General features: G+C 55.1%; 13 protein-coding genes. 8 read left to right on the top strand and 5 right to left on the bottom strand.

All coding sequences use genetic code 11. The annotated features are described in order from the left end of the window. Window positions 1–379: 379 nt before the first annotated feature. Both O77CONTIG1_RS04430 and psbD read right to left on the bottom strand, forming a co-directional pair. Window positions 380–658: a 4a-hydroxytetrahydrobiopterin dehydratase gene (locus O77CONTIG1_RS04430; RefSeq protein ID WP_068508402.1), complete on the bottom strand. Its 279-nt coding sequence runs from the start codon at window positions 656–658 to the stop codon at window positions 380–382. A gap of 692 nt (window positions 659–1,350) precedes the next feature. Continuing rightward, entirely contained in the window at window positions 1,351–2,409 is a 1,059-nt protein-coding gene (gene psbD, locus O77CONTIG1_RS04425) for a photosystem II D2 protein (photosystem q(a) protein) (protein WP_068508400.1), read from the bottom strand. 331 nt (window positions 2,410–2,740) lie between these two features. Between psbD and O77CONTIG1_RS04420 the strand changes: the two genes are divergently transcribed. Both O77CONTIG1_RS04420 and O77CONTIG1_RS04415 read left to right on the top strand, forming a co-directional pair. Next, window positions 2,741–3,013: a hypothetical protein gene (locus O77CONTIG1_RS04420; protein WP_068508399.1), complete on the top strand. Its 273-nt coding sequence runs from the start codon at window positions 2,741–2,743 to the stop codon at window positions 3,011–3,013. Window positions 3,014–3,072: 59 nt separating this feature from the next. Further along, complete coding sequence (locus tag O77CONTIG1_RS04415) at window positions 3,073–3,747, top strand: energy-coupling factor ABC transporter ATP-binding protein (protein WP_068508397.1); 675 nt, start codon at window positions 3,073–3,075, stop codon at window positions 3,745–3,747. Window positions 3,748–3,777: 30 nt separating this feature from the next. On the opposite strand, the gene O77CONTIG1_RS04410 is transcribed toward O77CONTIG1_RS04415, so the two are convergent. After that, the gene (locus O77CONTIG1_RS04410; RefSeq protein ID WP_068508394.1) at window positions 3,778–5,928 is read right to left on the bottom strand and encodes an HAD-IIB family hydrolase; all 2,151 of its coding nucleotides are present in this window, start codon (window positions 5,926–5,928) and stop codon (window positions 3,778–3,780) included. A gap of 311 nt (window positions 5,929–6,239) precedes the next feature. Here O77CONTIG1_RS04410 and O77CONTIG1_RS04405 point away from each other — a divergent pair, with 311 nt between their 5' ends. The 4 genes from O77CONTIG1_RS04405 to O77CONTIG1_RS04390 all read left to right on the top strand — a co-directional run bounded on the left by O77CONTIG1_RS04405 (window position 6,240) and on the right by O77CONTIG1_RS04390 (window position 9,872). Next, on the top strand, window positions 6,240–7,022 hold the full coding sequence (locus O77CONTIG1_RS04405) for a Uma2 family endonuclease (protein ID WP_068508393.1): 783 nt from the start codon (window positions 6,240–6,242) through the stop codon (window positions 7,020–7,022). Window positions 7,023–7,196: 174 nt separating this feature from the next. After that, on the top strand, window positions 7,197–8,390 hold the full coding sequence (locus O77CONTIG1_RS04400) for a pyridoxal phosphate-dependent aminotransferase (RefSeq protein ID WP_317134208.1): 1,194 nt from the start codon (window positions 7,197–7,199) through the stop codon (window positions 8,388–8,390). Between the two features lie 140 nt (window positions 8,391–8,530). Then, window positions 8,531–8,854, top strand: a complete 324-nt coding sequence (trxA, locus tag O77CONTIG1_RS04395) for a thioredoxin (RefSeq protein WP_068516004.1) — start codon at window positions 8,531–8,533, stop codon at window positions 8,852–8,854. Between the two features lie 211 nt (window positions 8,855–9,065). Further along, window positions 9,066–9,872: a hypothetical protein gene (locus tag O77CONTIG1_RS04390; RefSeq protein ID WP_156434928.1), complete on the top strand. Its 807-nt coding sequence runs from the start codon at window positions 9,066–9,068 to the stop codon at window positions 9,870–9,872. Between the two features lie 50 nt (window positions 9,873–9,922). Here O77CONTIG1_RS04390 and O77CONTIG1_RS04385 read toward each other — a convergent pair whose 3' ends face one another. Next, on the bottom strand, window positions 9,923–10,639 hold the full coding sequence (locus O77CONTIG1_RS04385) for a TIGR03943 family putative permease subunit (RefSeq protein ID WP_225894685.1): 717 nt from the start codon (window positions 10,637–10,639) through the stop codon (window positions 9,923–9,925). Between the two features lie 170 nt (window positions 10,640–10,809). Next, window positions 10,810–11,829, bottom strand: coding sequence for a permease (locus O77CONTIG1_RS04380; protein ID WP_068508386.1), 1,020 nt, complete (start codon window positions 11,827–11,829; stop codon window positions 10,810–10,812). Window positions 11,830–12,242: 413 nt separating this feature from the next. Here O77CONTIG1_RS04380 and O77CONTIG1_RS04375 point away from each other — a divergent pair, with 413 nt between their 5' ends. Both O77CONTIG1_RS04375 and O77CONTIG1_RS04370 read left to right on the top strand, forming a co-directional pair. Continuing rightward, window positions 12,243–12,827 carry a GNAT family N-acetyltransferase gene (locus tag O77CONTIG1_RS04375; protein WP_068508384.1) on the top strand — a complete coding sequence of 195 codons (585 nt, stop codon included), beginning with the start codon at window positions 12,243–12,245 and terminating at the stop codon, window positions 12,825–12,827. A 271-nt stretch (window positions 12,828–13,098) separates the two neighbouring features. After that, window positions 13,099–13,299: a hypothetical protein gene (locus tag O77CONTIG1_RS04370; RefSeq protein ID WP_068508382.1), complete on the top strand. Its 201-nt coding sequence runs from the start codon at window positions 13,099–13,101 to the stop codon at window positions 13,297–13,299. Window positions 13,300–13,348: the final 49 nt, after the last annotated feature.

The following is a 13,348-nucleotide window of genomic DNA, read 5'->3' as shown; positions in this document are numbered from 1 at the left end:
GGCTCCTCTATCGAGTTTGCCAGACGAATCATCCTGGCAAATGAACCGAACAGCCTTAAAGGATGTACGTTCGGCCCTCTTCCAAAGAGGCTCACTAGTTGAGAATCTATATCAACTAGATCCAGAAAAAAAATACCAAGTTTGAAACCAAAATGCAAGAGATTTGCAATTGGAGATGACGCTGGTTTGCTCCACTGGCAGGTTTCGGAAGTGACCCAAATAAGAAGCCCCCCAGGAACTCGGTTCTGGGGGGTAAGCCTCTGAGGGCTATAGTGACTAACTACAGTGACTAAGACGACTAAGACGACTAAGACGACTAAAATCGTGACTAAATTCTGGGTTTGCGAATGAGTTTCATAGTTCTCGCCTACGTGCTTGCCTACAAGTTGGCCAGGCTGGCTGCTAGGTCAAAGTCTTTTTGGGTGAGTCCGCCTGCGTCGTGGGTGGTGAGGGTAACGGTGACGCGGTTGTAGGAAATGGCAATGTCGGGGTGGTGTCCGGCGGCTTCGGCAGGTTCGACCAGCTTGTTTACAAAGGCGATCGCCTCTACGAAATCCTTAAACCGATAGGTGCGCTGGAGGCGATCGCCCTCCACAGTCCAGCCAGGCACTTGCGCCATCTGAGCCTGAATTTCAGCGTCGGTTAGCGTTTGAGACATGGTGAACCTCCTCCGGGAGTACGCTTGATGGGTTGATCTAACTCCTTGATCTAACTTCACAGTAGGACGGTTTAGCAGGGGTTGGGGCGATCGCCACATTGAAATCCCTGCCGAAAAACCATCGAAAACCAACCCAAAAAATGACCTGGAAATTGCCCTGAAACTGCCCCAAAAACTATCCAAAAAACTATCCGCCCTTGCTGGGAGTGCCTTGGATCGAAACTAACCGTCGAAACCAAAACACCAGTAGCAAGGGCGGTCTAGCGGGCCTTCAAATTGACCTAGACTGCCGGGAGGATCTCTGAACTATCTCAAGATCTCCCAGAAAACTTGATTCTGATTGAAGCTGGGTCAAGCTACAAGAGAACAGCCCCGGCGCACAGCCAGTACATCTCAACCTGACGACCCATACGTTTACTGCTGTCCTGCATGGGCAACACCTCCTGTTCTTTTAATCGTATTGACTGCATTAGCGCCGCTGTGAAAAGCTAGGCTTTTCTCCGTGGCTTACCCCAGAATATAGCACAGCTAACGGCTGAGTGTCTCAGATGACGGGGGCTTCAGGAGATTTTTTGAGGCAGAAATACGGCATTGAAAAAAAACGCCTCCACAAAACTGTGAAGGCGGAGAGAACAGCAATAATCGCTGTCAATAAAAACTCAGTCAAAGCTGCAAATCTTTGCTGAAGCCCCTTACAGCGCGTTACCGCGAGGCAGTACCTCTTCAGGGAATACAAATTGTTCGTGAGGCTGGTCTTGCGGAGCCATCCAAGCGCGGATGCCCTCGTTTAGCAGAATGTTCTTGGTGTAGAACGTCTCAAACTCTGGGTCTTCCGCCGCACGAATCTCCTGCGATACAAAGTCATACGCCCGCAGGTTCAGCGCTAAGCCCGCAATCCCGATGCTCGCCATCCACAAGCCTGTGACTGGCACAAACAGCATGAAGAAGTGCAGCCAGCGCTTGTTGGAAAACGCAATCCCAAAAATCTGAGACCAGAAGCGGTTGGCCGTCACCATCGAGTAGGTTTCTTCAGACTGCGTCGGGTTGAAGGCGCGGAAGGTGTTCGCCTTGTCGCCGTCTTCGTACAGGGTGTTCTCCACCGTCGCGCCATGAATGGCGCACAGCAGCGCACCCCCCAAAATGCCCGCTACTCCCATCATATGGAAGGGGTTGAGGGTAAAGTTGTGGAACCCTTGCACGAATAGGATGAATCGGAAGATGGCGGCAACCCCAAAGCTGGGGGCAAAAAACCAGCCCGATTGTCCTAGTGGGTACAGCAGAAACACGCTGACAAACACGGCGATGGGACCGGAAAATGCCAGGGCGTTGTAGGGACGGATGCCAACCAGACGGGCAATCTCAAACTGTCGCAGCATGAAGCCGATCAGTCCAAAAGCCCCGTGCAGGGCGACGAACGTCCACAAGCCGCCGAGCTGACACCAGCGGGTGAAGTTCCACTGGGCTTCGGGGCCCCACAAAAACAGCAGGCTATGACCCAGGCTGTTGGGCGGGGTGGATACGGCGGCGGTCAAAAAGTTGCAGCCCTCTAGGTAGGAACTGGCAATGCCGTGGGTGTACCAGGAGGTGACGAAGGTGGTGCCGGTCAGCCAGCCTCCCAGCGCCAGGTAGGCGCAGGGGAATAGCAGAATGCCTGACCATCCTACGAAGACAAATCGGTCGCGCTTTAGCCAGTCGTCGAGAACGTCAAACCATCCTCGCTGGGCTTGCGCTCTTCCCATTGCTATGGTCATAGCGCGGATCTCCAATGAATTAAGTACGAGTACTGAAAGGCTCTGCCTATACCTGTGAGTGATCGTGCAACAAAGCTGCACAAATCGACAACGGAGTATGAGCAGAGTTTACGTTTCTTTACTTTCCCCCTCATTATACAGATAGTTTCTGGGAAAGCTATCGGTGAGATCGGATTAGCTTAAGAATTGAGTGAGGAGGGGTTGGATTTTGGGTTTTGGATTTTGGAGATTTAGGCGTGAGAACGGGTTTGTGTCCTTTCCCCTGAAATCAGGTCTGTCTGAGATACTGAAGAGGTAGCATTTGTTTCTGTGCGTAAAGGTCTGGATTTAGATGTTTATTGTTGACATTGTGCTGAAAAATACGCCGTCGATGCTGTCGATTCAGCGGAAGACCGCAGAAGATGCGGAGGCGGTGTATCAAGAGATTTTGAACGCGATTCGGTCGGGCAGCCCGGTGGCGTTGGAGTTGACCTGCGAAAAACAGCCGGACAAGAAACTGGGCGTGTTGGTCAGCGAGATTTCGGCGGTTCAGGTGTCGGAGAAGGCTGGAGCCAGCGGCACGGCTCGTCCGCCGGGATTTTTTGCGCTGACGGAGCCGTCCTGACTGTAGGCGAATTTCCTGAATGCTCTTGGGGGCTGCTCCTGTAATTGAAGGTGGGTTAGATGAGTGAGTGGGCGATCGCCATTGAGTCTGTAAGCTTTGCCTGGTCGGCACAATCGCCAGTATTGCAAAACTGTTCGCTGCATGTCCCCAAAGGGCAATTTTGGATGCTGCTGGGCACCAATGGCAGCGGCAAGTCTACGCTGTTAAAGCTGATGACGGGGCTACTGGCTCCCCAGTCGGGGCAGGTCAACTTGGTGCAGCCCGTCGGATTTGTGTTTCAAAATCCCGATCATCAACTGGTGATGCCAACGGTGGGGGCAGATGTGGCCTTTGGACTGGTGGCAGAAAATCTGTCTACGGCAGACACCCAGCGGCGGGTGCAGGAGGCGCTAACGGCGGTGAACCTGCTGCATTTGCAGCGACGGCCCATTTACGCGCTGAGCGGTGGACAAAAGCAGCGGGTGGCCATTGCAGGGGCGATCGCCCGCCATTGCGAAGTGCTGCTGCTAGACGAACCCACCGCCCTGCTTGACCCCGATAGCCAGCTTGATTTGGTCGATCAAGTCCGGCAACTGGTGAAAACACGCGGCATGACGGCGCTCTGGGTGACGCATCGCCTAGATGAACTGAACTACGCCGACGGAGCGTTTTTTATGGAAGGGGGGCGCATTGTGGAATCGGGCGATCCGCAGCGGCTAAAGCAGCGCATGATGGCCGGCGCAGTGAGGGGTTAGGACACCAGAAATTGCAGAAGCTTGGGTCGCTTAGACTTCTGTCATGGTGTTGAAAAAGTCAAAATGGGCGATCGCCTCCACAATCCCCAGCGCGTGGGCCTGCTTGGCGTAATAAATCCGTTCTCCATCCATCAGATGCGACAACTCCTCATGGTGGCGATTGGCGACTACGACCGCCAGCGTATTACCGCGCATCATGTCTTCATCTGCCCCAGAGCCGCCCGCTACCAGGATATGCTCTAGCGGAATACCCCAGCGATCGGCGACGTAGCGCAACGCCTGTCCCTTGGAGGCGCGGATGGGTAAGATATCCAGATATTGCCCAAAGGAGAAGATCACATTCACTGCCAAATCTTCTTGATAGAGCAGGCTCTTGATTTCCTGAATCGCGGGCGCGACCTCCGCATCATAGAAGTAGCTGATTTTGAATTGGCTCTGGTGGATGCCAGGCTGCAACTCTAGACCTGGCAGATCGGCTAAAACACGCCGCACTTCTCCGGGGGTCCAGCGGTGGTCGATATGCCGCTTCCACCAGGTATCTTCTGTAAAATCTGGACGATAGTGAATCACCGTGCCGCTGCTGCTGATTAGCACATCGGGTTCGGGAATATGATACTGGCGCATCACTTTCAGGGCAGACTCTAGTGTCCGCCCGGTGGCCACAGCGAAAGCCGTAGACTTGCGATTCTCGCGCAGTACTTCGACAAAGTAGGGAATATCAACCGGGTTGCCCAGCAGGTTTTGATCGAGGCTGGTAACGATCGCCCGATCGTTGTAGACCATAGCGCGGCGTGACAGCGGCACTCGCTCCACTACCTGGGTCTTGTCGAGCAGCGGTCGAATCACCTCCAGGTAGCTGGATGCGTGGGCTTCCCAGGAATAGTGTTCGCGCACACCCCGCAGCCCGTTTTCAACAGCAAGCTGCCGTTTTTCTGGGTTTTCTAGCAGCGTCAGCAACGCGGCAACAATCGTATCACTGTCCAGCGGATCGATCAGGATGCCGTTGTTGCAGTTGCCGATGATGTCGCGCGGGCCGCCGTCCTCCGTTGCCACAATCGGCAAGCCGCTGGCCGCTGCCTCGATGAGCGTCAGCCCAAAGGGTTCCGTTAGCGCTGGGTTGACGAATACGCCGCCAGATAGCGCTGCCAGTCGGTAGATATAGGGCACTTCGTCGGCTTTGTGGCGCTTGGGATAGGCAACGCGACCGTAGAGGTCATAGTAATCGAATGCCAGGAATAGCTCCGTCAGCACTTCCTGAGCGCCTGCGTCCATATCCTTAATATTGTTCCGGCTGCCCGCCACAATCAGCAGATTGGCCAATTCCTGGAGCTGCTCGGAACTGCCGTAGGCCTTCACCAGTGCCCCAATGTTTTTGCGGGCATCGGGACGAGACAGCGCCAGGATCAGTGGCTTTTGGGGTTCGCGCAAAAAGCGGCAAATATCCTGGGCGATCGCCGTTTCCCACTCATCCCCCTGGGGCGGATAAAACAGCGTCAGGTCTGTACCAGGGGGAATCACACGCATCCGCTCCGGCTGGTAGCAGTCGTACAGTTCGTACTGTTCCTCCACCTCCTGGCGCGTGCTGGTAATAATTAACTCAGCGCTTGCCAGGGTTAGCTCTTCTGCCTCGATTCGGCGCAGCATGTTATAGCGCTGGTCAATATCCTGCGACGACAACCCGTTGGCCAGAAGCCGCGTCCGCTTGACCCGTCCCAGCGAGTGCCCAGTATGCACCAGCGGCACATTTAGGAAGTTTGCTAAGCGACTGCCTACGTAGCCTGCATCGGCATAGTGGCTGTGGATCAGGTCTGGCACGCGATCGCTCGTGCGAAAAAACGCCAGCATATTGTCCACAAAGCTGTCCAAGTGATCCCACAGTTGCTCCTTGGGGATGTATTCTTCTGGCGGGCCCGCCACAATTCGCACAATCCGGGCCTTGCCGCCCAGCGGCTCAAGGTCCTCGCCATAGTCTTGATCCACATCGGGCGAGGCAATCAGCCGGGTAAACAAATCGACCGCTGCCACGCCGGGTTGCTGGGCCAGGGCGCGGGCCAGCTCCACCACGTACTTCACCTGGCCGCCTGTGTCAGAATCGCGCCCTAGCTCCATATTCTGACCCCGAATCAAGCCATGCACACTGATCAGCGCAATATACAGACCGTTGTGACTGTGGTTGGGCATATTTTTTTGGAAGAGGGGGTTAGGGTCTTGGCGTAATGGGTCTTGGCGTAATGGGGATTGGCGTAATGGGACTGACGTAAATAGGGATTGGCGTAATGAGCGGTCTAGCGGTCTAGCTGATGTGTAACTTACTGCAATCTGAGGGTGCTGCGACACTCTCTTTCGGCTAATATTTCGTCACCTTATCATTCCTAAACCGGTTTGGCGGCGATCGCCCTTACCCCCATCTCCCCCCAATCCGCCAAGGGCTTGATCAACCGGGTTAAGATCATCGCAACTCATCGCAACTTGTCACATACTTGCACGATGTCATGCTGGAACCGCCACGCCCCAGTTTGATTAAATATCCCGAAACCGACGGCCAGCCTATGACCGAGAGTGATGCAACTCGTGCCTACCTGATTTATTGCATCAGCGCGTTGCGGCTGTTTTTTCAGAGCCGCCCCCAGGTATACGTTTCTGGGAATCTGTTTATCTACTACGAAGAGGGAAAGCCACAAAAGAGTATCTCACCGGATGTGTTCGTCATTTTTGGCGTGAACAAGCGAGAACGACGCAGCTATAAAACCTGGCAGGAAGGCGGCAAACTGCCGTCCTTTGTGCTAGAAATCACCTCCCTTTCCACTCAGAAACAAGACGAGGAAATCAAGCCCAAGCTCTACGCCAGCCTGGAAATTCCTGAATATTTTCAATATGACCCTACCGGCGACTATTTGCCCTCGCAGCTCAAGGGACAGCGCTTGGTCAATGGGCAATATGAGCCGATCGCCCCTGAAACCCTGGCAGATGGAAGCCTGTCACTGCATAGCCAGATGCTGGGGTTAGACCTGCGCCTGCTGCCCCCTCAGGCCCCACTCGCGATTGCCCATCTGCTGCCTATTGCCCGCGAACTGCGCCTGTTTGATCCCCAGTCGGGCGCACAACTGCTGACCTATGAGGAAGCGGAGCAAGCTCGACTAAACGCAGAACAAAAGATTGCCGATTTGCAAACCCAGTCCGCAGAGGCACAGGCTCAGCAGAAAGCAGCCGAGCAGCAGCTTGCAGAGTTGCGAGACAAGCTGCGATCGCACGGCATCGACCCAGACACGCTCTAAGCGTTTCCTGCGTCTCACTTGAGGCTTGAAGAGTTCTGCATGAATTTCCTGCCTGAAAGCATTGTGGACAAGCTGCCTCTGGCAGAATCGCACTTTGTAAAAAACGCCTGACATTTTCCAGCCTACGTCAGCATTCACAGTAGGCTGAAGTGAGCTACATTCAGCTAAAACGTCTTGAACGGTCAAGTATTTGGGGTAGGCATGAAACTGGCAGCACGGGTAGAAAGCGTATCGCCGTCGATGACGCTGATTATTGACGCAAAGGCCAAAGCCATGAAGGCAGAGGGTATTGACGTATGCAGCTTTAGCGCCGGAGAGCCAGATTTCAACACGCCCAAGCATATTGTAGAAGCCGCCAAAGCCGCGCTAGAGCAGGGCAAAACCCGCTACGGCCCGGCCGCTGGGGAACCCAGATTGCGAGAGGCGATCGCCCAGAAGCTCCAGCGCGACAACGGGCTATGTTACGGCGCAGACAACATTCTGGTCACCAACGGCGGTAAGCAGTCCATCTTTAACCTGATGCTGGCGATGATTGAGCCGGGCGATGAGGTGATTATCCCCGCGCCCTTTTGGGTCAGCTATCCCGAAATGGTGAAGCTGGCAGAGGGCACACCCGTGATTCTGCCGACCACCGTGGAAAACCAGTTCAAAGTCTCGCCAGAGCAGATCCGGCAAGCCATCACTCCTAAGACCAAGCTGCTCGTCTTCAACACGCCCTCCAACCCGACGGGCATGGTCTACACGCCAGACGAAGTGAGGGCGATCGCCCAGGTCGCCGTCGAGTCCGACCTTTGGATACTGTCGGACGAAATCTACGAAAAAATTCTTTATGACGGCGCTCAGCATCTCAGCATCGGCGCAGCCAGCCCAGAAGCCTACGAACGCTCTGTCGTGTGCAGCGGGTTTGCCAAAACCTACGCCATGACGGGCTGGCGCGTTGGCTTCTTGGCAGGGCCAGTGCCCCTGGTAAAGGCGGCAACAAAAATCCAGGGCCACAGCACCTCCAATGTCTGCACCTTTGCCCAATATGGGGCGATCGCCGCCTATGAAAATTCCCAAGACTGCGTACAGGAAATGCTAGCCGCCTTTGCCGAGCGCCGCCGCTATATGCTGGATGCCCTCAACGCCATGCCAGGGCTAGAGTGTCCCAAACCCGATGGCGCATTCTATATGTTCCCCAGCATCGCCAAAACGGGACGGTCTTCCCTCGATTTTTGCAGCGAACTGCTAGATCAGCATCAAGTTGCTACAGTTCCGGGCGCGGCTTTTGGCGCAGACGACTGCATCCGGCTGTCCTATGCGACCGATCTAGACACCATCAAGCGCGGCATGGAGCGGCTAGAAAAATTCCTACACGGAATTCTATAGGTGACCCAATCGAATCAAGCGATCCCCACAACGCGCTGAGTGCCCAAATGTAACTCACTATTAAGACTCTGGCTGCTGAAGCGGGTGAGTTCGCTATGGTAAGATTTCCATTGATATTGAAGGCGAAGGACTTATTAGGCATGTCAGCAGCCGCACAAGTTACAGATTCCACTTTTAAGCAAGAAGTTCTTGATAGCGATGTCCCCGTTCTGGTAGATTTCTGGGCCCCTTGGTGTGGTCCCTGCCGGATGGTTGCTCCTGTAGTCGATGAGATTGCCGAGCAATACGCGGGACAGGTAAAGGTCGTAAAAGTGAATACCGACGAGAACCCCAGCGTTGCCACTCAGTATGGCATCCGCAGCATCCCTACGCTGATGATTTTCAAGGGTGGTCAGCGTGTAGACATGGTAGTCGGCGCAGTTCCCAAGACGACCCTCGCCAGCACGCTTGAAAAGCATCTATAGTTTTCAAGAGCCAATTAAGCGCGAAAGGCTTTGATTGTTAGCGTGTGCCGAGTTATTCGCTGATGATCCTGCCAGAGTTTAGCTTGCCCCACCTTACCCACGGGTGGGTTTTTTGCACTTGTCAGGAGGTAGATCTTTTTGTTAGCACCGTAGCATCCAACCAGATTACGTCAACGCTGGATGGCAGGCTACATGGAGGCAAACAAGCGGTATGGGCGGAATAGTCAACTTTGATTTGGGGCCCAAACCCACCCATCAAGAAGGCGGACATTTGGTGCTGAAATGTCCATCCTGGGAGCGTCCTTCTGCATTTGTCCTACTGATAATCTCCTGTCTATGGCTTGGGGTTTTCAGCAATAATCGCCTGACGTGCGATCGCCCCACCCTATCTACTACCCACTGCCAGGTGGTTCGCACCCTTGGAGTGGGCCTAATTCCTCGTGAGACGGTTCGGCTTGGCTCCCTGACCACAGTTCAGGTTATTAGTGAAACTCGTCGTTCAGATGACGGGGACTATCTGGTCTATGACCTGAAGCTGAGTGGAACTGAGGCGGTGACGCAACTGGGGCTGAATACGATGGATCAAGCTCGCGCTCAGCAGATGGCTGAAGCGGTTCAACGGTTTCTGGTCAATCCTGGTCGCCCTGCGATCGCCCTACAAACCCGGTCTATCTGGAGCTTTACATGGGGCCCACTGGGGCTGGCCGGTCTGGCGATCGCCCTCCTGCGGCGCAGACCCCATCGCTTCGAGTTTGATCGCTTGATGGGCAAAATGCAGGCGTTTGGAGCAAATGGCCGCCTTAAGCAGGAGCTATGGCTGCGAGAGGTTCAGTCTGTGGTCATTGAGCAGTGTAGCGGTGAAGATTTAACGGGGTATGGCGTAGTGCTGCTGACGCAGCGGGGCGATCGCTATCCCCTGACTGAGACTTATAGCAGCAATCTGGAAAGCAAACAGGAAGCGGCCGAAGCGATTCGAGCATTCTTGGGATTGCCGCCTGTGGAAATCAAGGAAGTCTGAAGTCTCCGCACGCCTCACACGCACGCCTCACACGCAAACCTCAGCAAACCTCAATAGTCATACGGATTCTGAGGTTCCTCGATTGGGGTCAAAGAGGCGGCCTGGATAACCAGTTGGCGCTGACCATCGAGGGTTTCCGTCGCCATGTTGCCTTCTACGCGGAGCCATTGGTCTTGTTCGTAGATTGTGCGATCGCCCTCGATCCGCACGGGAAGCCCGACCGGATAGACATCGGCAGCGCAGCAGGTAATCACAAAGCGGGTGATGGTGAAATAGTTGCTAGGGAGGTTGGGCGAATGGATGACGAACCCTTCGACCGAGGCTTTTTGACCCGTGTAGGCATCGGGTTCGGGGTAAACGTTCAGCAGGCGCACCCAGTCAATGAGCGAGCGATCTTCGGGGCGGGTGTTGGTGCGGAAGGACTGAGGCTGCGATCGCGTCAGGGTGAGCGTATCTGCTACGCCGCGCTCGATGGCGACCTGGCTGGCAAAGGCGCGGGGCGTAAACTGGAGGCCAAACAGGGCGATCGCCAGCAGCAGGGCGCTACTCCATCCGGGCGGCAGTAGGTTCGCGTGGGACTCTGAGGGCTGGGTAATAGCAATGCCGCGTCGCAGCAGCCGCAGCCCCTCCCACAGTTTGGCCACGCCCAGCCCCAACAGCGCAAACCCAGCGGCGATCGCCAACCAGACATAATCCGGATGCAGCAGGATGTTGATGCGCCCAGTCAGCCAAAAGCGCAGCATCAGCCCGCCCCAGGCCAGCAGCATCCCTGCATCTAGCCAGACTAGCCAAAGCCCTGTCCGATTTTTCCGAGGCCGATTACTGCTCCTGCTTGCCATCAGTCCGTCACTCCGTCACTCCGTCACACCATCATTCGGTCACACCATCACTCCGTTGCTCCGTCCCCCTGTCATCCCAGCCCTCCAGCCCTCCTGTTCTAGCTGATATACAGATTAATCAGCAAGCAAAACAAAAACGTGAGCTGACCCGCCAGGATAAACAGATAGGCGATCGCCCGACCGCGAAACATCGACAGCAGCAGCGCAATGTTTTTCAGGTCAATCATCGGGCCAAATACCAGAAACGCCAGCAATGCGCCGCTAGTAAAGGTAGAGGCAAAGGACAGGGCAAAAAACGAATCCACCGTTGAGCAAATCGACACAATCCACGCCAGTAGCATCATCGCCAAAATCGACGTGACTGGGCCCTGCCCCAACCCAATCACCCACTCGCGCGGCACAAAGACTTGAACGATTGCGGCGATCGCCGTTCCCAAAATCAGCACACCGCCCAACTCGCGCATTTCCTGCACAATGTTGTTCACCAATAGCCACAGCTTGTCTGACAGGGGCTGGGTGAGGACGGGATTGATGGCGATCGCCGACGAAGACAGCGACCCATCCGGGCGAATGGGCTGATCCGCCTGTCCCAGCCAATAGGTCCCTGACTGCAACAGGGACGACTCACCCGCGGGCTTTGCAGCCGCCCCGCGCACTGCTGGCATGGCCCGCGCCACTCCCAGCTGCATCAGCGGCCGCAGGTCTGCCTGAGCGCTAAACACCCAGCCCACAATTACTGCCACCAGCAGCGACAGCCCCACCCGCAAAAACACGATCTCCGGCTGATCCCGAAAGGCAATCCACGTTGCCCAAAACACCACCGGATTCACGGTGGGAGCCGCCAGCAAGAAGCCCACCGCCATCGACGCGGGCGCACCCTGCACAATCAGCCGCCGCGCTACAGGCACGTTGCCGCACTCGCACACGGGAAACAAGAAGCCAATGCCGCCGCCAATCATCGCCGCCAGCAGCGGATGTTTGGGCACTGCCGCAATCAGCCGCCGCTCATCCACGAATAGCAGCAGCACACTCGAAAACAGCACGCCCAGCAGCAAAAAGGGCATCGCCTCCACGAGCAGGCTGAAAAACAGCGTCAGCGCATTGTTCAATCGATCCATGCGGTCTAACCTAATTCTTCGGTCTAGCGATCCCCGATTGGGTCTGACTGGCTATTCTACACCGTCCTATCGCAGACGGGTTTTTCAAAAGGCGGGTTTCCGCCCAAAAAGCGAGGCTTTTGCAGGATCAATCGCGGGGGAAACCGGCCCAATCCCCCACCAGAATCGCGATAAGGTTGAGTGGGATGAGTGGTGTTGCCATCGAAGCGGGTCAGAATTATCAGAATTATCAGAGAATTATCAGATCAGAATTATCAGACATGCTCCATTGCCCCGACCCGTCATCTCGATCCGCTGTCTCAACTGGTTATCTCGACGTTTCCGCAAGGCATTCCGAATGTCTTTCCCGAAGCTCGCTTTTTGCCCTAATCCCTATTTCTTAACCTCTATTTCTGACCTCCTGACGTCTAACTATGGCTTCTGATTCCGAAAGCAATAAGGCTGAGCGGGAACGGGCGATCGCCAATACCCTGCCCGTCGAGATTCGGGACATGGACATCGACGACCTCGCTCCGGTGTTTCATTTGGGGGAAAGCCTGTTTACTAGCGACCTCTATCCCTACCTGTATCGCACCTGGGACGAGTGGGAAGTGATTGGGCAATACAACACCGACCCAGAATATTGCCTGGTTGCAGAAATCGAAGGCGAACTGGCAGGCTTTGTGCTGGGCACGATTATCAGCAAGGCATCCTGGGTCTACGGCTACATTATCTGGCTAGGAGTCAGTCCCAAGTTTCAGCGGCGCGGCGTGGCGGATAAGCTGGTGGACAAAATCGTTGAGCGCATGATCGAGGAGGGCGCTCGGTTCATGCTGGTGGACACCGATCCGGCTAATGAACCTGCGATCAAGTTCTTTCGGCGCAAGGGGTTTGGCAATCCCCGTCGCCATGTTTATCTGTCGATGAACCTGAGCAAGCACGAAATTTACGGCCGCCTGATCGCCTACGAGCGGGACAAGGCTAGCCGGGTGCGTCATCACCGTCCTAAGCGACCCTGATTGTTCCCGCGTTGCGGTTTAAGCCGTTCAATACGCTGCTCAATACGCTGCCCTGAGAGCGCGATCGCCCACCAAGCTGCTCTGTATCAAGCTGCTCTGTATTTAGTGTGGCAATCTGGCGTAGCCACTCAGCATGGCAACACACGCCATGAAGAAGCATTAATTTTTCCAATAAAGCGCCATTCTGTATTTTTAGATACAGAATTTACTGCTATGATTAAACAATAAGCGTCAAGGTTCCATCACTTAACACCACCAGAAGGATTTCACTATGTCTACTCAAGATCAAGCCCGCGCCCTGATGATGCGCCACCACCACAACATCAAGAATCGCCAGCAATCGATGCTCAGCCGTGCCGCAGCCGAAATCGGCCTACCTGCTGAAACGCCCACCCTCTGGAATCATGTTCAGGGCAAGCCCCATCCGTCTTTTGTGCAGAGCTATGACCGCAGCGGCTCGACCATGAGCTAGGTTGCCAGGGGACTAGCTCCGCAATCCCGTTAAACAGGAATTCGATTTT

It is taken from the genome of Leptolyngbya sp. O-77 (assembly GCF_001548395.1).
In the GTDB taxonomy this organism is placed as follows: domain Bacteria; phylum Cyanobacteriota; class Cyanobacteriia; order Elainellales; family Elainellaceae; genus Thermoleptolyngbya.
This window is presented reverse-complemented; position numbering and strand designations above follow the sequence as displayed.

Coding starts and splice junctions, on each gene's coding strand:
- O77CONTIG1_RS04430 (WP_068508402.1), bottom strand. CDS start 658: ATGTCTCAAACGCTAACCGACGCTGAAATTCAGGCTCAGATGGCGCAA.
- O77CONTIG1_RS04370 (WP_068508382.1), top strand. CDS start 13,099: ATGTCTACTCAAGATCAAGCCCGCGCCCTGATGATGCGCCACCACCAC.
- O77CONTIG1_RS04410 (WP_068508394.1), bottom strand. CDS start 5,928: ATGCCCAACCACAGTCACAACGGTCTGTATATTGCGCTGATCAGTGTG.
- O77CONTIG1_RS04415 (WP_068508397.1), top strand. CDS start 3,073: ATGAGTGAGTGGGCGATCGCCATTGAGTCTGTAAGCTTTGCCTGGTCG.
- O77CONTIG1_RS04405 (WP_068508393.1), top strand. CDS start 6,240: ATGCTGGAACCGCCACGCCCCAGTTTGATTAAATATCCCGAAACCGAC.
- O77CONTIG1_RS04375 (WP_068508384.1), top strand. CDS start 12,243: ATGGCTTCTGATTCCGAAAGCAATAAGGCTGAGCGGGAACGGGCGATC.
- psbD (WP_068508400.1), bottom strand. CDS start 2,409: ATGACCATAGCAATGGGAAGAGCGCAAGCCCAGCGAGGATGGTTTGAC.
- O77CONTIG1_RS04390 (WP_156434928.1), top strand. CDS start 9,066: ATGGGCGGAATAGTCAACTTTGATTTGGGGCCCAAACCCACCCATCAA.
- O77CONTIG1_RS04385 (WP_225894685.1), bottom strand. CDS start 10,639: ATGCTGCTGGCCTGGGGCGGGCTGATGCTGCGCTTTTGGCTGACTGGG.
- O77CONTIG1_RS04420 (WP_068508399.1), top strand. CDS start 2,741: ATGTTTATTGTTGACATTGTGCTGAAAAATACGCCGTCGATGCTGTCG.
- O77CONTIG1_RS04380 (WP_068508386.1), bottom strand. CDS start 11,829: ATGGATCGATTGAACAATGCGCTGACGCTGTTTTTCAGCCTGCTCGTG.
- trxA (WP_068516004.1), top strand. CDS start 8,531: ATGTCAGCAGCCGCACAAGTTACAGATTCCACTTTTAAGCAAGAAGTT.